The following is a 20,811-nucleotide window of genomic DNA, read 5'->3' on the forward strand; positions in this document are numbered from 1 at the left end:
TTGAATTATACAAAAGACAGCCCTAAATAAATAGGGTTGTCTTTTTATTAAGTTCTAATTTATCGGGAAGTTTTTCCACTTCATTTAACTATGTATTTTTATCACTTATAGAAAATAAATCAGTAAGCAATCAAACAGATTTTTATATTTAAAAAAAAGTGTTGTAGGAAGAAGAACGATTGATCAGTTAAACCCGGCAAGCAAATATCCGAAAAGAACATTAAAAGACACTGTCCCTAACGCACAGTAAGTAAACCTCGTGCCGTCTTACGGAAGTTCCTTTCTAACTTTTCTGTAATAAAAAAGGCTGCCTTCTCAGACAGCCTTCCATGCATAATTAAATATATATAAATATAAAGAAAGTCTAATTTTTAGTAATCTTCTTCATCGTCATCATTATTATCTGCACCATCCTTCATATTAAGGCGAAATGAAAGAGATATTTCATGGGTTTTTATTCCGTCAATTAAACCACCGAGAACAGTAGTAGAAAAATCATATCCGTAGCCTATTACAAAATTTTCATGTTGATATTTGAATAAAAATGCTAAACCGTCGTTAAGTCTGTACCAAGTACCGAAAGTAAGTTTACTGTAATCGAAATGATAATCAACATATAACCCTGCAGAAGCATATTCCTTTCCGCTTTGCGTTGCTAATATTAAATTAGGAGTAAACCCTATTTCATTGTTTAAAAGAACTTCTACTCCTCCGTGAAAAACATATTTCGGAGGTAAAATACCTGTATATCCGGTATAAGATTCATTCGGATTATTTAAATGATAACCCGAAACACCTATAAATGCATTTAAGTTATTATCTGCCTGAATATAGTTATCAGTGTACCATAATATTCCGAAACCGACTTCCGGATAACTCAATTTCTCATTCAAAATTAGTTCTCCGTTTGAGTTACCGGCATCAAATGAGCCTAAAACATATTGTTGGTCAAAAGTAAGAGAACTTACGTCTAAAGATTTCATAACATACCCGCCGTTAATAATAAGGGATAGATTACTATATTTTGAAATTTTAAGACCGTAACCTGCCGCCAAAGAAAAAGAGAAAGTTTCATAAGCACCTGAGTTATCCATAATAACATTTGTTCCTATATCAATTTTACCTTTTGAATCTTGTATAAATATAGGAGCCATTGCCGTAAAAGAAGAAGTTGTATAATAAGCATCTCCCACGGGTCCCCATTGGTTTCTGTGAGACAAAGAAACTTTCAAATCATTGTTCATTCCCATCAAAGCGGGATTTAACTGAAGCGGATTTTCATAAATCAATGTATATTTAAAATCTTGTGCATTTGCATTTAAATTAAAGAATAATGCAAGTACAAATATTATGTTAATATATTTCATGATATAATATTTAGTTTGTTTAATATTGTTTTATCTGATTAAATTAATTACTCCGCTGTCATCAATCGGTGTATCGTTTGTATCTACCCCTTTAATCTTAAACATATATGCACCTTCCGGCATTTCTTCGTTAGAGCCTTGTTTTTTTCCGTTCCATCCTTCATAAAAATTCTCAGAATAATAAACCAACTGCCCGGCTCGGTTAAAAATATATAATTCAAAATCTGTTATTCCTTCACCTCTGATGTAAAAAACATCATTTATTCCGTTACCGTCAGGTGTAAATGCGTTAGGAAACCAGTAAGACGGCTCAATAACGGTAATTTCAATATCATCAGTTTTTACACAACCGTAAATATCTGTTACGGAAACAGTATATACAGTAGTTTCGTCAGGACTTGCTATCGGATTAAAAACTGCCGAATTAGACAAACTGAAAGAAGGTGTCCAGATATACTGAACCCCGCCGGTTGCAATCAGCTGAATTTCAGAACCGGTTGTTATTGTATCATTTACTCCGGCATTTGCATCAGGTAAAGGATGTACAGTTACTAAAACATCGTCAAAAACAGGGTCGCAAATTCCGTCAGTTACGGTAAGTGTATATAAAGTTGTTGTATCTGCAGAAGAAATAGGATTAGGAATCAACTCATCGTCTAAACCTGCAACAGGAGACCAACTGTAAAGTTGTCCTTCTACCAAAGCTGCACCTATTTGAACTTCTTCTCCGAAACATATTTCAACATCATTCCCTGCATCAGAAATTAAGGGTGTTAACATTGTTACCAAAATAGTATCTGTTGCTTGACATCCTGTTGTTGCATCTGTTACTGATAAGATAAAGTTTGTTAATGATGCAACAGGACTTGCAACCGGATTCGATGAATAAGGCAAATCTAATACACTCGGCGGAAACCAACTGTATGAATAATTTGCTGTGGGGTCAGTTCCCAATTGCACACTTCTGTCGGCACAAATAGTAGTATCCTCACCGGCAAAAGCAATAGGCAGAGAGTAAATATCTATTGTTTGAGTTGTGGTAATTGAGCAAAAACCGTTTGATACAGTTAAAGTAACATTTTTTGTGCCGGGAGAACTGTAAATAATTCCCGTAGGATTTTGCAAAACAGAACTTGAAGGTGTTGCTCCCTCACCGAAGGTCCACATATATTCCAAAACAAGATCTCCTGTATAGGCAAAATCTACACCGACTTCGGGACATACGGGTGCCGTAGATGTAAATGTTACGGAAGGTTCAGGTGCAACATCAAGTTGTCTTTGTTTGTTGTCCCAACATGATCCTCCGTTACTAATTATTAATTCAACATTTTTTTGTCCCGGGGTTGAATAAACAACCGGAGGCGGATTTAATGCCGTTGAAGTCGCAGGAGTTGCTCCGGCTCCGAAATCCCAGGAAAAAGTAGTTCCTGACGGATATTCTGATATATTAATAAAATAAACAGGTGAATTTACACATGTGGGATCTTGACTTTCTTTAAAATCTGCGTTACATTGTGCAAAATTTTGAAAATTTATTCCCAGTAATATTCCTATTACCAGATAAAAGCTTTTCTTTTTCATAAAATTTTACTTTAAAAGTTAATAACTAAATTATTTAAATCTAAATTGCAGATTAGAATATTAAGTATATTTTACTGCAATCTAAAAACAAGATACCGTTTAAATAAAAAAGGTTGGAAAAATATGTTTAAAAAACATAAACAGCATTAAAATATATTCCGGTACTAAATGTTTTTGTTACGTCAAAATGAGCAGGAACCTCTGCCGTTCCTTTAAAGATATTATTTAACCCGTAATTAATGTCAATTCCGTAACCAAATTTAAAATGTTTGAAGTTTTCTGTTTGACCGACAGAAAATTTTAATCCGTAATCAATCTGCGTGTAGTTTTCAGCTGATTGAATCTGAATATCATTATATTTAACTGAATTATTAATGAGTTTTGCGAAATAAACTCCGAAATCGGCATTTAAGCTTGAATTTGATATTAATTTATAGTTCAGCAGACTTCTGTTATACGATAAACTGACTTTGGAATAATTAAGTTCAATTTCCTTATGAAGGAATTGCCCCTCTGTATAAATTCCGTAATTTTGTTTTATTTTTGAATTAAAAAAATACTCGCTTTTTAAAGAGCTTCTATTATTTAAGTAATACCCTAATAAAAGTCCTGTGTTATAACTGTAATCAGGGTCATCAGCTATTAAGCTGTTGGGAATAAATGCCTTTTTAGTTTCATTATTACTTATCCATGTATAGTTATAATTAACAACTGTGCCTATAAAAAATAATCCTCTTCGTTTTTTAATGTTATTACCGTTAAATGTAACAGTATTAACATTTAATAAATTTATTTTATTGAGTTTTTCAAGTTGCCTTAAAGTATCCGTAACAGGCATTAATGTATCAGAAGAAACTACATCCGGTATTAATTGATATTTAGCCGGGATTACAATATTTTCGGCAACACCGCCGAATTCATTAATATTTTCTTTTTTGGTTTCAAAATTCTGCTTAATGTATCTGTTTCTTACATCAGCGGTATTTTTTTTATTATTTGTTGTTTTATTAATTCTTCGGGTATAACTTTCTTCGGTAATAATGCTGTTGAAATTTGGATTATTTAAGGGTTCTGTTGTTAAAAACTCACTATTAGCACTGTTGCTTTCAACAAAATACTTATTCCCGTAATTTTTTCCCGTAATATCTTCATTTTTAAGAATAATATTATATAACCCTAATAAAAAAACGGAAGCCGTGATTACAAAACCTGCATTTCGCAACCTATATAAGAATGTAATAAAATTTAGTTTTCTTTTTATTCTGTACCAAACATTATCAATCGTAAGTTCTTTCTTTATATTATTCCAAACAGAATCAGGTGCTGTTGAATGTTGTTTTTGGTAACTGTCTTTAATTTTAAGGTCTAAAGAAATATCATCAGAAATATTTTGCCATAGTTCTTCCGGTGCAGTTTTATTCAAACTGTTATAGCTTTTTTTGATAATATCATCTATTTTGTTATACATTTAACTTATTCATAGATTCTTTTAATAAAAACCTTGCTCTGTTTAGTTGAGATTTAGAAGTTCCTTCGGTAATATTAAGTAAACTTGCTATTTCTCTATGTTTATACCCTTCAATTGCATATAATTTTAAGACGGTAGCTGCTCGTAACGGCAAATCATTTATTAATTCTATAATTTGTTTTGCATTAATTGTATCAATAATAATATCAATTGCAAATTCTTTGATTTTTTGATACTTTTTAACTTTTTCAATTTCTTTATTTTTCTTATTTAAGAATTTTAATGCCGTGTTAATTATGATTCTTCTTACCCACCCTTCGAAAGAGCCTTCAAACCTAAATTTATTCAAGTTCCTGAATACAGTAATAAAACCTTCCTGTAAAATATCACCGGCATCGCTTTCATTACCGACATATATTAAACATACATTGAACATTTTATCAGCATACCTTCTGTATAATATTTCTTGATACTCTCGTTTGTTTGCAATGCACTTTTTTATGAGTACCTTTTCCGAGATTGTATTTGGATCTATTTTTTTCAAATCGGACTTAACTGTATATTACTATTTTAACTGAATCTTTAATTCTGTTCACTACAATAGAATAAATATCTTCATTATTATCATAACTAATAAGAATTGTAGGCATAGGCCCTTTATAACCTGACACATCAGCTTCTTCTAACATTGTATCGGTTATAGTTTGAAACCAATAGTCGGGATTAATAATTATTTTAGCATTTGCAGGAAATTCAGAGTTAAAAACAATTGAAGAATTTTCGTTTTGTCCGGTTGCAATTATATTAAAATATTCTTTTAATAAGAACTCAAATCTTAACAAAAAAACTTCATTCCCTGCATTTGTATATTCACCTTCAATTAAAATACAAGGAGCCGGATAACTGTCTTTTGTATTTTTCATATCATCGGCATTTATAATTTTTAATGTCTCAAATGAAACTGATATTTTTGAATAAATACCCTGAGGAATTTGAAAGCTTAATTCGGGAATATTACTTGAACTGTTTGATATCATCTTTAAACCTTCGGGAAAAGTTTTAGAGAAAAAAACATCACTGCCCTCTTCTCTCTCCCCGTCAAAAGTAAAGTTATCAATAATCAGCTCTCCTCGTTTAATTAATAAACTGTTATTTATGTTTTTACTGTCATTAAGAACAAACTGAAAATTTAAATCAACCGGTACTTTTAAAATATTATTCCTATCACATGAGAAAAAAAGCAATAAAAACAAACCGGCAGAAAACAATATAGTTTTTCGTTTCATTAGTCTATAATTATTATTTACATAAATTAAAAAAGATAAAGCTAATCAATTTTTACAATATTAGAAATATTAAAAATACTCTATTTTTTATTAAGTAGAGTCATATTAACATAAAAAGGTTGGAAAATTCTTATAATTTTGTATCTTTGGTTGTATAAAAAAGATTCATGTAAAATTTTAAACTCCTCTTGAATAATCTTTTCAATAAAATATTAGGTAATCCGAATAATTACGAACTCAAACACAGAGTTGCTAACGCAGTAATATTAATCGGAATATTTTTAGGGATACAATCATCAATTTTTAATTACATTCTAGGATTACCTTTAATAACCGTTACAGCAACCATAGGTACATCTTTAATGCTGATTATCTCATATTGGCTGTCCAGAGCAAAAGGTTTGTTTGAATTAGCGGTTTATATTTCATTATTTGTCAGTCTTGCTATTTATACACCCGTAATGTGGATAGGAAACGGCGGCTCTTCCGGAGGTTTTCAATATTATATTTTCGTATATTTAACATTTGCAATTGCAGTAATAAACAGAAAAGCTGTAATTATTTCGGTTATATCTTTCGTAATTATTTTGTCAACACTGTTATTATTATATGAATATAAGTTTCCGGAAGAAATATTCAAATATCCGAGCCCCGAAGACCGCCTTCTTGACCTTATTATCAGTTTTGTAAGTGTATTAATAGGTGTTTCGGCATTATTTTATGTTTATACAAATCAATATAAAAAATCCATTTTAGAACTTAATGAAAAAAACTCGGAACTTGAAAAACAAGGGCAAATCCTTGAATTTCAGAATGAGCATATTAACGAAGGAATAAGTTATGCACATAAAATACAAAAAGCCGTGTTGCCTTCAATTGAAATTATTAAGAAATACAGTAAAGATCAGTTTATTATATACTTACCTAAAGAAAAAATCAGCGGAGATTTTTATTATTTTATAAAAAAAGAAGACCTGCTTGTTATTGCTGTTGCCGACAGTACAGGTCACGGAGTTCCCGGAGGTTTTATGTCGATGTTGGGAATTACGATGCTTGAGGAGGTTATAAACAGAGAAGACACCAAAAATGCGGCAGAAGTTTTAAATGCATTCAGAAATAAAATCATTATTTCTTTAGACCAAAAAAACACTAAATCCGTAACAAACGACGGTTTTGACATTACACTTTGTGTTATTAATACAAAAACTAAACAGCTTAATTACGCCGGTGCAAATTTACCTTTAACCGTAATTCGTAATAATAATGAAATGCAAATATATAATCCTGATAATATGCCGGTAGGAATATTTATTTCCATGCCGCCGTTCAAAAATCAATATATTGATTTACAGGAAGGCGATACTATATATTTGTTTACTGACGGCATTATTGACCAATTCGGAGGAAAGCGAAATAAAAAATTTACATTTAACAGACTTCAAGAGTTACTTATAAAAAACGCAGATCAACCTCTTTCCGTTCAAAAAGAAAGAATAAAAAAAGCTTTCAGAACTTGGAGGGGAAAGCACAAAAAAACAGATGACGTTCTTATCATAGGTTTAAAAGTTTTTTAAAACACAGTTAATGAAATTAATAAAATCTTTCGAAACAGATTTCTTCAAGTTTAATAATTTTTCAGAATTTGAAAATCTCAATCATTTTATTTCAACAAACATAAGAAAGGAAGCCGGTCAAATATTTAATGATTTTAATATAAGTTTAGAATCAAGGCATAATTATGAAAGGATTATTTCCGGCAGAAAATCATTATCAAAATCTGTTAATATCTCCCTTGAAAATTTTGTTATGCAAAATCAGGTTCACGGAAATAATATAAAAATTATCGAAGAAAAGCATAGAGGTAAAGGAGCTTATAATCACTCGGATGCAATTCAAAATAATGATGCAATGCTTACTAATATTCCGGGAATTTGCTTATTCCTTTTTGCTGCTGATTGCGTTCCGATATTATTTTATGACAGAAAAAATAAAGTTATAGGAGCTGCTCATGCCGGTTGGCAGGGAACAGTTAAAAAAATTGCAAGAAAAACTGTTTTAAAAATGCAAGAAGAATATAATTCCTCTGTAAACGATATAATTATCGGTATCGGCCCTTCAATAAGCGTTAAAAACTACGAAATCGGCGAAAATGTTTTAAATGAAGGAGAAAAAGCATTCGGAACAATTGAAAACTATTTTCAATTTAATAAAAATACGGGTAAGTATCATTTTGATTTGTGGTATGCAAATAAACAACAACTTATTGAAGTCGGAATAAAATCTGAAAATATTGAAATATCAGAATTATGTACTTTTGATAATCCGGATATTTTCTTTTCGGCAAGAAAAAAAGATACCGGCAGGTTTGGTGCCGGTATAATGCTTTTTTAAATGTGTTTTATTCCGCTTCCAAATTAAATCCCCATTTTGCTGCAAATTCATCTTGAGCTTGTGTAAATTTATCATGTGCAGGGAAATATTTATCATCAATTAATTTAAAAAGTTCTTCTGAACGTGCTTGATCTTCATCTGTATAATTTCCGGCATCTCTTTCGGCATATATTTCATATTGTTCTTTATATTCATCGTTAATTTGAGATTCAAATATTTTAAATAATGCCGTACACTCATCAACAAATTTAGAATCACCGTCAAAACTTCCAATCTCGTTAAGCTTTTTTATTGATTTTTCAACTTGAGTTTTTGCGGCATCTAATGCTGTTTTGATTTGTTGCGAATCATAAGTCGTTACAGCATCATCCAAATCATTAATTTTATCTATTACGTCTAATTGTTCTGCAATAATTTCATCATTATAGTTTATTGCATCTTCTGTTGTTGGCCCGCATTGAGAGAATAACAATACAAACATAAATCCTAATGTGTAAATTCCGATTTTTTTCATTTATTATACTTTTTTAATTAATTAAATTAGATATCTATACAAAGATAGGTAAAAAAGAAATAACTCAATAAAGAAATTGTTCCTTTTAAATTGTGTTAAAGAAAATAATATTAAATTATTATTTATTTAGAGAATTAACTCTGTCAATATCGTTTTTAATCTTATTTACTACATGTTCGTATGTATAAAGAAAACTTTCTTCAATTCCGGCAACTTTTTCATCTGATTTTAATATTTCTTCTTCAAGTTCTTTAATTTTAATTTTGCTTTCTTCAATAATATTTTTCAACTCAATAATACTGTTGCTTTTTTCTTTTATTGCTTCGTTTAACTTCGTAATCCTTTTTTTATCGGCATTAATGCTTCCTTTTATTTTATTTTCAAATGCTGTGTAGAACTTTCGTTTTTCATTTTCAAGAACCTCAAGGTAATATCTTGCACTGTCTATTACTTTTCCCTTTGTTAATCCTTTTGTTGAAAGAGCTGCCAGTGCTGTTTTTAACTTATCGTCTTCACTAAGAGAAATATCTTTCATTGCTTCAACTGCTTTGGTTAATTCATAATAATCTTCACCCGGAAGATTTGCCTTATCCATTGCATTATGTAAAGTTTCTAAGATTTTAGGATTTATTGCTTTTTCGTTTTTTATATTTTGCTCCATAATTAGTTTAAGATAATTCTGCCGATTATATTGTCTTTTTCGGAAAGGGTATATATTAAAGTATCTTTTTTATTTATTTCTACAATCGTATCAGATGTTTGAATTCTTAACGAACTGTCATTTTTAGTGATATATAAATCAATTGTATCTTTTATTATGTAAGTTTCACTCACATCTTCTTGCATAACCGAATCAGGTATAACATCTGAGGGTACCGTATCTTTCTGTTGGAAAAAGTTCATTCCGGCAATTTCATTTTTATGTAAATAAATATATCTTGCTCCTAAAAAAATAAGACCTAAAATAACAATTTTGGCAAAAGGAGTAAGTTTAGTTCGTCTTTTCATTTATATTGATTTTATTCAAATAAAGTAGAGTAATCCGAAAGATTCTCAATTTCTTTTTCTTCAATTTCTAATTTTACTAAATCTTTTTCTTTCGGTTCGTTAAATAAAAATGAATTTCCTTCTTTTTCGAGTTTCTCTAAAATTTCAAGTCCTTCTTGTTCATAAACACCGTTTTGCAAATCAATACTGTCAATAAAACTTCCCGACAATTCAATAAAACGCTCCATTTCACCAATTTTAGTGTGAATTTCTTCTACAACTGTTTCGGTAGCCATATCAAAAATCATTTTTTTATCAGGGTCACCTTGAATAATATTCATTGCTCTTTTCATTGCAGAATGACTTGTTTTAATAGCTTTTAATTCTTGTTTTCTCATTCTTACGTCATTATCTGTATCTTGTATTAAATAGCCGGAATTTATATATATTTTATTCAAAACCTTATAAAGAATTTGCATTTTTCCTAATAATTGACTGTATCTTGCATTTGATTCTTTAAGTCTTCCGTATTGCCTTGTATTAATTGTAAGCAGCTCATTTTTCCCTTGTTTTTTTGCTTGTTCTGCAAGTTTTAAGCTGTGATCCATTTCTCTTTTATTCTTAACCATCGTAGTTTTAAGCTGAGAAATTTGACCTTTTAATTTAGAAATATGTGTATTCATCTTTTTCATATTCTTTTTTAGATATTCCACATAATTTTCCAAAATCTTTATCGGGTCAATCTGAACAAACAGTTTTGTTATCCAACGCATAACCCCTTTATACATATACCAAGCAAGATTTCTGACTTTTTTATCAAGAATTATATATAAAAGTGCCGCAACAACTGCTACTAATGCAATTGTACTGATTGTACCGGCTAATAAACTTTGGATAAACGCAAAAATGGGAACATGATAAACAGCAATAACTGCAATACCTGCTATTAAAAATAAAGCTCCGAGCTTTCCTTCGGGTCTTTTCCAAAATGATTTACCTTTTATTGGTCCTATTTGTTCTGTCATTTTATTTTTTTTTGTATAACTCTACAAATATAATTAAAAAAAGGAAAATTTAAATTTGAAATAATTAAAATGTGTTTATTTCTCAAATCTTAGAGCAACTTTATCCAAACTTTCGTTTGAACCTACAACAGTAATAATATCTCCAAGCCGTAAACGTGTGTATCCGTGAGATAAAACTACATTGTCTTTTCTTTTAATAGATAATATCAAAATATCACACGGAAGTTGTAGTTCTCTTAATGTTAACCCGTGTATGTCTTTATTCGTAATTTCTATGTCAATCGTATCTTGATTTTCTTCAGTTCCGAGAAGTAACGATGCAGCAACCGGTGAGCGAACAAGGTGGTCAAGCAAACTTACAATTGCTGTTGAAGGTTCAACAATAAGAACTCCGAGTTCATGAAATTTGTCAAAATTATTTCTGTCATTCAGTCTCACTACAACATCTTTTGTTCCGAGATGTTCATATGCAATTTCACATATTTTTAGATTCTCCTTATCCGTTTTCATTGTTACTATTGCTTCGGCTTTTTCAGCCTGTAAACTCTTCATTGTTTCTAATGAAAAATCTTTAATTTGTATTATATCTAACTTGCTGTCAGCATATTGACTTATATCTTTTCTTCTTGTAGCAATTTTCACTTCCCAGTTATGATTAATTAATTGCCTTGCTAATGCAGTTGCTTGGTCTTCCAAACCAAATATAATTGCATCTCTGTTACCGTCAAATTCATGTGCTTCTGATTTAGTATGACTTTCTCCAACCCAATGCAAAACCCACTTGAATAAGGGCGGACCTATAAATTGATTCATAATAATAACAGAAATTAATACTGTTGCTACTTCAGTTCCCCAATTTGTAAATTCAGCAGCTATAACAGTTACCAACCCTAAACCTACGCCGGCTTGCGTAACATAAGGCATCCAACCGAACTTCCAGTATTTAAAAGGATCTCCGCCGGCTTTACCTCCGATATAAGAACCTATAATCATTGTAAATAAACGTATAAAAAAGAATATAAGAGCAATAAGCCAAGAGTCAATTAATACATCAATTGAAACAGAAGCTCCTGTTAAAGTAAAAAACACTACATAAACCGCGACTTCCGAATCTCTCAGAACCTTATGAAACTCTTCTTTATATTTTGTATAATTAATAACTGCAAAGCCTGCAATTATACTAATCAGAAGAGGTTCAAGATAGAACTCAAAGTTAAAAAGAATGTCAGAATAATGCTTCGTCAATTTTGAGAATAAAAAAATACCGTAGCCTATAATCAAAACAATTACAGCTTTATACTTAATACTTATTTTCAGAGATAATGCAAAAGCTATAATTTTACTGAAAATAATTCCTAATCCGACAGAAATTAATATTTCAAACAACAATAAAAATATTAAGAAAATACTAAATTTTTCACCTGCAATTAATGTTTTTGAAATAGAAAATGTTAATGCAAACAATATAATAACTAAAACATCTTTCACAACAGTAACACCCATAACAGTTTGTGTGAAAGGTCCTTTTGCTCGCATCTCACTTATTACCGCAATAGCTGATGCCGGTGATCTGGCTACAAAAATTGTTGAAATTAACATTGAAACCGAAAACCTCACATTGAAACTCATCTCTTTCATAAACGGAATATAGTCGGCAATAAAAAGGATAATGACCGTACTTAATAAAAATGTAACAACTAATTGACCGAATGTCATCCATGATATACTTTTATATCGACTTCTTAATTCTTTAAGATATAATTCGGCACCGGCAGCAAAAGCAATAAATGCGAGAGAAATATCATTTATAAATCCTAAATTTACTACAGCATCTTTTTTAATTAAATCTAAAATAAAAGGTCCTGCAATTATTCCTGCAATCAAGAAGCCTGTAATTTGGGGTAGTTTAATTTTAACAAAAAAACCGGATATTTGCTTTGATGCAAGTGCAATAAAGATAAAAGATATTGTAAATATAATAATTTCGGTCATTTTTTGTTACTTTTACATACCATAAATAAATTGCCTAAATATATAACTTTTGGCATATATAAAAAAGATTAATAAAACTATGAAAACAATTTTAGTTAAAGTATTTATAATCTCATTTTTATTTAACATTATCAATACCGATATTAATGCACAAGTAAAACGTGCTCCCGTAAAAACGAGAATATTATTCATTTTTGATGAATCAAACAGCATGACGGCAAACTGGGAAAGTGCGAAAAAAATAGATGTTGCCAGAGATTTGTTAATAAAGATGGTAGACAGCCTTAAAACTATTGAAAATGTTGAGTTAGCATTAAGAATGTACGGACATCAAAGCCCGGTTCCTCCGCAAGATTGCAGCGATACACGGCTCGAAGTTCCTTTTATGTCTAATAATGCCGAAAAAATTAAACACAAACTAAGAACTACAAAGCCAAAAGGAACAACACCCATTGCTCGTTCACTTGAAGAATGCGGAGATGACTTTCCGCCATGCAATAATTGCAGAAATATCATTATTTTAATTACAGACGGTATTGAAGCTTGCAGCGGTGATCCTTGCAAAATTGCATTAACACTTCAAAACAAAGGCATTACAATAAAACCTTTTATTATCGGAATAGGGCTTGATGTAAAGTTTAAAGATGCTTTTGAATGTATAGGCGAATTTTATAACGCAACAGATGAAGGGCAATTTAAAATTATAATGAAAGATGTTGTTCATAAATCATTAAACGGAACAACTGCCGAAATTGATTTGCTGAATGCTGCCGGTAAACCGAAAGAAACTAATGTGAATGTTACTTTATTCAATAAAAAAACAGGGAAAATTTTCAATAATTTTATACATACATTAAATTACAAAGGAAACCCCGATACATTAAGTTTACCCGCAAGCATAACTTACAATTTAAAAGTCCATACTATTCCGCCTGTTATTAAAGAGAACATTGTTTTAAAAGAAGGAAAACACAACAAAATTATTGCAAAAACACCACAAGGAAAATTAAATATAATCCAAGAACACGGTCTTGAATTAAAAGGAATTAAATGTATAGTAAGAAAATCAGGAAGTATGCAAACTATTAATATTCAGAATGCTTTTGAACCCGAAAAATACCTTACCGGAAAATATGATCTCGAAATTCTGACTCATCCGCGAACATATTTAAAAGGTATAGAAATTGTACAAAGCAAAACTAAAACAATAAAACTAAAACAACCCGGGCTTGTAAATCTTTATTTCCCGTCGAAAGGATACGGAGGAATATATAAAGTTTCAAAAGGAGATGTTAATTTAATAATGAATCTTAATCATATCAACAGAAAAAATATTTATTTACAACCGGGACATTATATTGCGGTTTTCAGACCGGAAGGAGTAAAAATGACAACTCTTTCAAAAGAAAAACACTTTATTATTAAATCAGGTCATTCAATTAATGTAAGTTTAAATTAATTTATAATTTTTAACATTGTTTTAAATTTAATGAACAAAAAAAGAAAAAAATTATTCCCCTTATTTCTGTTTTTACTGATACCGATAATTTGGTTTACAGTTTTAAACAAACCAAAAGATAATATATCTAAAAGATTTATTATTGACAATGTTTCAAACGTATATTCAATAAAAATTAAGAATAAGCAAAAAAGCATTACAATAAAGAGAAAAGAAAATACTGACGATTGGTTTATTAATGATAAATACGAAGCTGAAAAGAAAGTTATAAAAAAATTATTTCAAGCTTTTACAGAGGTGAAAATTAACAAACCCGTTCCGAAAGAAAAAATTGACTCCGTAAAAAATGTATTAATAAAATCCGGAAAAACAATTACAGTTTATGATAATAACAACGAAATAATTAAAGAATGGCATATTGCCGATTTTGAAAAAGCAGCCGAAGGCACATATATAATTTCCGACTTTAAAGAACTTCCCTACATCGTTTCAATTCCCGGCTTAGAAAAAGATTTAAACAGAAGATACAATTTGCATCCTCTATACTGGATAAATCCTGAAATATTCTCATATAAACCGCACGAAATAACAGAAATTGAAATAAAATATTCCGACAAATCTAAAACTTCATATAAAATTGAAATTAACAACCAAACAAGTAAATTGTATTCATATTCAGAACAAAAATACCTCGATAATATAAAAAATAATAAAATCGGAAGTTACTTAAGTTATTTTATGAACGTTAAATTCTCAGATTTTAATGTCTTAAGCAAACAAGAAAGTGACTCCTTAAAAAATATAAACGCAAACTTTACGATTACGGTTAAAGATATATACAACGGAACAAAAACAGTTGAACTGTATAAAATTAAACTAAACTCGGAAATTGACGAATACGACTTTAATAAACTCTACGCAATAATTAATAATGAAGACATAGTTATAGTAAAATATTATGATATTGATCTGATTTTAAAAGATATAAACTATTTCATAAAATAAGTAAATACAATATGACAAAATCAATGACCGGCTACGGCAAGATTACTGAAATATTTGAAACCGCAAAAATTACCGTTGAAATAAAAACATTAAACAGCAAAAATTTTAATCCTTACATTAAAATACCTGAAGCTTATAATGAAAAAGAAGCTGAAATAAAAAATCTGTTATACAATTCTCTTGAAGGAGGCAAAATAAGTTTTAATTTAACTGTTGAAAACGAAAATCAAAACAGTACACAACTTAATAAAACTGTAATAAATAAATATTATCAAGAACTTTCCGATATTGCAAAATCAAATAACCTGAACCCCGAAAAAGAAAATATATTTCAAGCAATTTTAAGTTTACCGGATGTTCTGAAAAATACAGAACAAGATATTGATAAAAATATCTGGAATGAAATAAAGGAAACTATAAAAAAAACTATTTCAGATTTAGACAAATTCAGGAAACAAGAAGGTAAAGCTTTAGAAAAAGATATACTTGAAAAAGTTAAAAATATTGAGCAACTTATTCCCGAAGTTGAAAAATATGAAGACGAGCGAATTGAAACAACCTCAAAAAGAATAAAAGCAAAACTGAATGATTTCCTTAACGGAGATGACCAAAATAAAGACCGGTTTGAACAAGAAATTATTTATTATCTTGATAAATTTGATTTAAACGAAGAAAAAACAAGGCTTAAAAATCATTGCAAATATTTTTACGAAACAATTAAACTTAATGAACCCATAGGCACAAAGTTGGGATTTATCACACAAGAAATGGGAAGAGAAATTAATACAATAGGCTCAAAGGCAAATCATTCCGAAATTCAAAAAATAGTTGTAAACATGAAAGATAATCTCGGAAAAATGAAAGAACAACTTTTAAATGTATTATAATTTGTAACACATAATTTTTCAGAAAGTGAAATCAAAATTAATTATCATATTAATATCAATTGTAACAATAACTTCTTGCATAACTCAAAAGCCGAAAGAAGGAACAAAAACAGGTGCATCAAAATATAATCCTGCAAGTTATGTTTTACATCCGCAGTTTAAAGTATTTCATGAAACCGACAGTTATTCAAAACTTTATATAAAACTTTTCACAAAAGAATTAAGATTCAGCAGCACAAACGAACAAAGAATTAATCAAGCAACAGTAAAAGTAAAATACAAAATAATACCTTCCGTAAGAAGCAAAACCATACTTGACAGTGCACAAACCTCAATAAAAATAAAAAAAGTAAAAAATCAAACAAGTGTAATAAGCTTTTTTAAAATAAAAAACATTAATGCCGAACAATACATAATTGAAATAAAACTTGTTGATTTATACGGAAATAAAAAAAGCCTTTCATACATAACAATTAATAAATCCGACGACGGAAACGAACAATATTATTTAAGCCTTAAAGCAAAAAATCAAAAACCTATTTTTACGGAATATTTCAAATCATCTGATACACTGCATATTAAAAGCAAAAACACAAATATTAAACAAATGTCTGTTGTATATTACAAAACCCGTTTTAAAAATGCCGAAAAACCTTTTGTAATAACCGAACCGGCAGCTCTTAATTCTAATCCCGACTCAAGTTGGAATATTCCCGTGAAAACTTGGAAAGCAGAATTTACCGGAAAAAAAACCGGCATATACATAATTCGAGCAGATACGGCAAAAATAAAAGGAATGTTAAAAGTGCAATTTGAAACTGAATATCCGATTATTTCAAAATCAATAAAAATGCTTGATGCTCTTCAATATTTACTGACAGAAGAAGAGTTTGAAAAGATGCAAAATTCCGACAATAAAAAATTGAGCATCGATAACTTCTGGATTAAAACAACAGGAAGCAAAGAACGAGCAAGAGAACTTATAAAAATTTGGTACAACAGAGCAACATATTCAAATTATTATTTTACATCGTATAAAGAAGGCAGAAAAACAGACAGAGGCATGATTTATATGCTGTTCGGTCCGCCTGATGACATACAATATTTTGATGATGCCGAAAAATGGATTTACATTGATACAAAAGAAGATACAAAATTAAACTTCGTTTTTGTAAAACAAATAAATTCAATTTCAAATAATGATTACACTTTAATCAGAGAAAGCAAATATCAAGTCTATTGGAATAAAGCCGTAAAATATTGGCGTGCAGGAAAAGTTTACCGATATTAGCTTGTAATTATAAAGTTAAAAGTTTGAAAACTGAATTAATAATAACCGCCGACAAATCCCCTACTCTATACGTTCCGGAACTTAATGAACATTATCATTCTGTTAACGGTGCGTTACAAGAATCAATGCACATTTTTATTAATGCAGGCTTAAAGCAAATTAAGAAAAAAACAATTAATATTTTAGAAATAGGTTTCGGAACCGGTTTAAATGCTGTTTTAACTCTTACGGAAAATATAAAGTTGAAAAAAGAAATTTATTACGAAACAATTGAAAAATACCCCTTAAAAAAAGAAATATTAAACAATTTGCAAGAAACTGATATTTTTAGTTCAACCGTTGCAAATCAAATTTTGAAAGCCGTTTGGGAAAAAGAAATAAATATCTCAGATAACTTCAAATTAAAAAAACTACAAATTGATTTACTTGAATATAAACCGAAAAATAAATACGATTTAATTTATTTCGATGCTTTTTCGCCCCAAAAACAGCCCAAGCTTTGGACAAAAAAAATCTTCTCAAAACTTTACAAAGCTACAAAGCAAAACGGTATTCTCACAACTTATTCATCAAAAGGAACTGTTAAACAAGCATTACGAAATGCAGGATACACAGTAAAACGACTTCCCGGTCCGGCAGGAAAAAGACACATGGTACAAGCAATTAAAACATAACACACAATCCTCCCCGTTTCAACTTTTTACTTTCTACTTTTATCTTCCGACTTATAACTCTCAGGATTAACAGCTTTTACCGTCCAATTTTTCAAAAAACCTTTAAACTTTTCTCTGTCATAGCTTCCTTTACCGTCTTCCAAATACCACGAATTTTGTGTATGCAATCTTTTTCCGTTTGCATCAGCAATAACGATTACAGGAAAACCGAAACGTTGCGGAAAATCTAATTGCTCAAAAAGTTGATGTTTGTTTTTAGGGTTATAATTTACGTTAATTACAACATAATCAGCCTTTATCATTGAATCCAGATCAGCATCATTCTTATAAAAATCATGAAACTTATAACACCACGGACACCAATTCCCGCCAATTTGAACCATTACGTGCTTCCCTTCATTTTTTGCAGCTTTTATTGCTGCATCAAATTGCTCATTAGGGTTTGCATCAACATCATATAACTTTTCCTTTTGAGAAAAAGATGTCGAATACATAAAAAACAAAACTAAAACTACGCCTAATAATTGTTTCATAATTGCGGGTATTTAAATTTTAATTTTCAACTTATATATGTTTTCAAACAACCGCAATAATACCATTATTTTCAAAATAAATAAGATTTTTGTTAATTAAAATCATTCTAAATTTTTACGGCTTTTGCCTAAGCAGAAACAATATTTATATATTTGACAAAAATAATTAATTATGCTTGAACATATTCTTTTCATTGTCGCAACTGTTGTTGCATTCGGTATTTTAGCTTGGAGCTTTTCCAAAATTTTCAGAATAATTAAACTTTTAAAAAAACCTTATTCAGTTAAAAATATAGGTGAACGCTTAAACCGAGTTTTAAAAGTTGTAATCGGTCAAAACAAAATTATGCGACTTCCTATTGTAGGATTTATGCATGCTCTTGTATTTTGGGGCTTCCTTTTAATAACATTCGGCTCAGGCGAAATGGTTATAGACGGTATTCTCGGTTTTCCTTTTGATGAAAACCTTGCAAACGACAGAATTTTCTCTTTTCTGGGAGTTATTTATAATATTTTAATTGCAGGAGGCGATATTTTTGCTTGGATAATAGCATTTTTAATAGTTGTCTTTTTAATAAGACGTAACTTTATGAAAATTAAGCGTTTCACAGGAAAAGAAATGCGACACAGAGACCATAAAGATGCATCATTTGCACTTGTTCTGATTTTATTATTAATGTTAAGTTTAATCGGAATGAATGCCGGTTATATAGTAAACGCAGGAGCACAGGCAAAAGGTATTTTTCCCGTAAGTTCATTAATTTCAAACTGGATTCCTTTAAGTTCAGCACACAGCATTGAACTGATTATGTGGTGGACACATATTTTATTGATATTTATTTTTGCGAATTATTTGCCTTATTCAAAACATTTTCATGTATTTATGTCAATTCCTAATGTGTATTTTTCAAGAACAGAACCTTACACAAAAATGAGCACAATGGAAAATGTAACAAATGAAGTAAAATTAATGATGGATCCGAATGCAGAAATTACTCCTATAGATGATACTGCCGAACCCGACCGTTTCGGATTAAAAGATGTGCAAGACGGCACTTGGAAAAATTACATAGATTCGTTGGCATGTACACAATGCGGAAGATGTACTTCTGTTTGTCCGGCAAACTTAACAGGAAAATCATTATCTCCTCGAAAAGTTGTTTTGGATTACCGCAGACGTATGGAAGAAAAAATGAAAGGCTTGCTGAAAGAAGGAAAAACTTATGATGACAAAAAATCATTATATCCTGATTATACAACTTACGAAGAACTTTGGGCATGTACAACTTGTAATGCTTGTGCACAAGAATGTCCCGTAAGCATCGACCATCCGTCAATGATATTGGAAATGCGTCGCTATATCTTCTTGGAAGAATCTGCAGCACCTTCCTTAATAAATGCAATGTCAACAAATATTGAAAATAACGGTGCTCCGTGGAAGTATTCCGCTGCCGATCGTTTCAACTGGGCTGACAATTTAAAAATTACCGAAAACGGTGAAGAAAAAGAAGTTAAAGTTCCTTTAATGTCTAAAAAAATTACTGAAGGAAAAACTCCGGAATATTTATTTTGGGTAGGTTCGGCCGGAAGTTATGATGAAGGCGGTATTGAAATAAGCAGAAACTTCGCTAAAATACTTGACTATGCAAAAGTAGATTATGCTTGCCTCGGAACAGAAGAAACCGACTCGGGAGATAATGCAAAACGTGCCGGCAATGAATTTCTTGCTCAAATGCAAGCAATGGTGAATATCGAACTTATGAACGGGTATGAAGTTAAAAAAATTGTTACTTGCGACCCGCACGATTACAACACTTTAAAAAATGAATACTCTGAACTGGGAGGAAAATATGAAGTAATACATCATACACAAATGATTCAAGACTTAATAAAATCCGGAAAAATAAAAATGTCCTCAGGGCAACTGAAAGATAAAAATATAACCTTCCACGATCCTTGCTATTTAGGAAGAGGTAACGGAGAATACAATGCACCGCGCTTTATCTTAAACCAAACAAGTAACATAACCGAGATGAAACGAAATAAAAGCCGTTCGTTATGTTGCGGTGCCGGCGGAACACAAATGTTTAAAGAAGCCGAAAAAGGTAATAAGGAGGTTTATGAATTAAGAACCGAAGATGCACTTGAAACCGGATGCAACTTAATTGCAACTGCTTGCCCGATGTGTATGACAATGATGAAAGACGGGGTTAAAATGCTTGATAAAGAAAAAGATGTTGAAGTTATGGACATTGCCGAAATTGTTGTGAAAAATTTAGGAATTTAATTGTTTTTTTAAGTTTCTTTTTATTATTGTCGGTGTTACATTAAGCAACACCGACAATTTATTT

General features: G+C 30.3%; 19 protein-coding genes. 8 read left to right on the forward strand and 11 right to left on the reverse strand.

Features of this window, described 5'->3' with window-relative positions; translation table 11 throughout:
• Nucleotides 1-371: 371 nt before the first annotated feature.
• The 5 genes from L3J35_08415 to L3J35_08435 all read right to left on the reverse strand — a co-directional run bounded on the left by L3J35_08415 (nt 372) and on the right by L3J35_08435 (nt 5,702).
• Nucleotides 372-1,367, reverse strand: a complete 996-nt coding sequence (locus L3J35_08415) for a PorP/SprF family type IX secretion system membrane protein (GenBank protein MCF6366210.1) — start codon at nt 1,365-1,367, stop codon at nt 372-374.
• Nucleotides 1,368-1,397: 30 nt separating this feature from the next.
• Nucleotides 1,398-2,948: a gliding motility-associated C-terminal domain-containing protein gene (locus tag L3J35_08420; protein ID MCF6366211.1), complete on the reverse strand. Its 1,551-nt coding sequence runs from the start codon at nt 2,946-2,948 to the stop codon at nt 1,398-1,400.
• A 127-nt stretch (nt 2,949-3,075) separates the two neighbouring features.
• A complete protein-coding gene (locus L3J35_08425; GenBank protein MCF6366212.1) occupies nt 3,076-4,416 on the reverse strand; it encodes a PorT family protein in 1,341 nt (446 codons plus the stop codon).
• A complete protein-coding gene (locus L3J35_08430; GenBank protein ID MCF6366213.1) occupies nt 4,409-4,960 on the reverse strand; it encodes a sigma-70 family RNA polymerase sigma factor in 552 nt (183 codons plus the stop codon). Before L3J35_08430 ends, L3J35_08425 begins: the two co-directional genes overlap by 8 nt.
• A 7-nt stretch (nt 4,961-4,967) precedes the next feature.
• The gene (locus L3J35_08435; GenBank protein MCF6366214.1) at nt 4,968-5,702 is read right to left on the reverse strand and encodes a hypothetical protein; all 735 of its coding nucleotides are present in this window, start codon (nt 5,700-5,702) and stop codon (nt 4,968-4,970) included.
• Between the two features lie 188 nt (nt 5,703-5,890).
• Here L3J35_08435 and L3J35_08440 point away from each other — a divergent pair, with 188 nt between their 5' ends.
• Entirely contained in the window at nt 5,891-7,276 is a 1,386-nt protein-coding gene (locus L3J35_08440) for a SpoIIE family protein phosphatase (protein ID MCF6366215.1), read from the forward strand.
• A gap of 10 nt (nt 7,277-7,286) precedes the next feature.
• Entirely contained in the window at nt 7,287-8,093 is an 807-nt protein-coding gene (gene pgeF / locus L3J35_08445) for a peptidoglycan editing factor PgeF (GenBank protein MCF6366216.1), read from the forward strand.
• Between the two features lie 7 nt (nt 8,094-8,100).
• Here pgeF and L3J35_08450 read toward each other — a convergent pair whose 3' ends face one another.
• The 5 genes from L3J35_08450 to L3J35_08470 all read right to left on the reverse strand — a co-directional run bounded on the left by L3J35_08450 (nt 8,101) and on the right by L3J35_08470 (nt 12,611).
• Nucleotides 8,101-8,607 (reverse strand): hypothetical protein, encoded by a 507-nt coding sequence (locus L3J35_08450; protein ID MCF6366217.1) that lies wholly within the window; start codon nt 8,605-8,607, stop codon nt 8,101-8,103.
• A gap of 118 nt (nt 8,608-8,725) precedes the next feature.
• A complete protein-coding gene (locus L3J35_08455; GenBank protein MCF6366218.1) occupies nt 8,726-9,268 on the reverse strand; it encodes a hypothetical protein in 543 nt (180 codons plus the stop codon).
• 2 nt (nt 9,269-9,270) lie between these two features.
• Nucleotides 9,271-9,615 carry a hypothetical protein gene (locus L3J35_08460; protein ID MCF6366219.1) on the reverse strand — a complete coding sequence of 115 codons (345 nt, stop codon included), beginning with the start codon at nt 9,613-9,615 and terminating at the stop codon, nt 9,271-9,273.
• An 11-nt stretch (nt 9,616-9,626) separates the two neighbouring features.
• Nucleotides 9,627-10,619 carry a PspA/IM30 family protein gene (locus L3J35_08465; protein MCF6366220.1) on the reverse strand — a complete coding sequence of 331 codons (993 nt, stop codon included), beginning with the start codon at nt 10,617-10,619 and terminating at the stop codon, nt 9,627-9,629.
• Between the two features lie 75 nt (nt 10,620-10,694).
• Nucleotides 10,695-12,611 (reverse strand): cation:proton antiporter, encoded by a 1,917-nt coding sequence (locus tag L3J35_08470; GenBank protein ID MCF6366221.1) that lies wholly within the window; start codon nt 12,609-12,611, stop codon nt 10,695-10,697.
• Between the two features lie 79 nt (nt 12,612-12,690).
• Here L3J35_08470 and L3J35_08475 point away from each other — a divergent pair, with 79 nt between their 5' ends.
• From L3J35_08475 to mnmD, 5 genes are read left to right on the forward strand one after another with little or no spacing between them, the layout of a single operon-like run.
• Nucleotides 12,691-14,070: a VWA domain-containing protein gene (locus L3J35_08475; protein ID MCF6366222.1), complete on the forward strand. Its 1,380-nt coding sequence runs from the start codon at nt 12,691-12,693 to the stop codon at nt 14,068-14,070.
• A gap of 30 nt (nt 14,071-14,100) precedes the next feature.
• Nucleotides 14,101-15,075: a DUF4340 domain-containing protein gene (locus L3J35_08480; protein MCF6366223.1), complete on the forward strand. Its 975-nt coding sequence runs from the start codon at nt 14,101-14,103 to the stop codon at nt 15,073-15,075.
• Between the two features lie 11 nt (nt 15,076-15,086).
• Nucleotides 15,087-15,962, forward strand: coding sequence for a YicC family protein (locus L3J35_08485; GenBank protein MCF6366224.1), 876 nt, complete (start codon nt 15,087-15,089; stop codon nt 15,960-15,962).
• A 25-nt stretch (nt 15,963-15,987) separates the two neighbouring features.
• Nucleotides 15,988-17,253, forward strand: coding sequence for a GWxTD domain-containing protein (locus tag L3J35_08490; GenBank protein ID MCF6366225.1), 1,266 nt, complete (start codon nt 15,988-15,990; stop codon nt 17,251-17,253).
• Nucleotides 17,254-17,276: 23 nt separating this feature from the next.
• Nucleotides 17,277-17,927, forward strand: coding sequence for a tRNA (5-methylaminomethyl-2-thiouridine)(34)-methyltransferase MnmD (mnmD, locus tag L3J35_08495; GenBank protein ID MCF6366226.1), 651 nt, complete (start codon nt 17,277-17,279; stop codon nt 17,925-17,927).
• Nucleotides 17,928-17,953: 26 nt separating this feature from the next.
• Here the strand turns inward: mnmD and L3J35_08500 are convergent, their stop codons facing one another.
• Nucleotides 17,954-18,460: a thioredoxin family protein gene (locus L3J35_08500; GenBank protein ID MCF6366227.1), complete on the reverse strand. Its 507-nt coding sequence runs from the start codon at nt 18,458-18,460 to the stop codon at nt 17,954-17,956.
• 172 nt (nt 18,461-18,632) lie between these two features.
• On the opposite strand from L3J35_08500, the gene L3J35_08505 reads away from it, so the two are divergent.
• A complete protein-coding gene (locus L3J35_08505) occupies nt 18,633-20,747 on the forward strand; it encodes a 4Fe-4S dicluster domain-containing protein (protein ID MCF6366228.1) in 2,115 nt (704 codons plus the stop codon).
• Nucleotides 20,748-20,811: the final 64 nt, after the last annotated feature.

It is taken from the genome of Bacteroidales bacterium, from assembly GCA_021648725.1.
Classification (GTDB): Bacteria; Bacteroidota; Bacteroidia; order Bacteroidales; family JAADGE01; genus JAADGE01.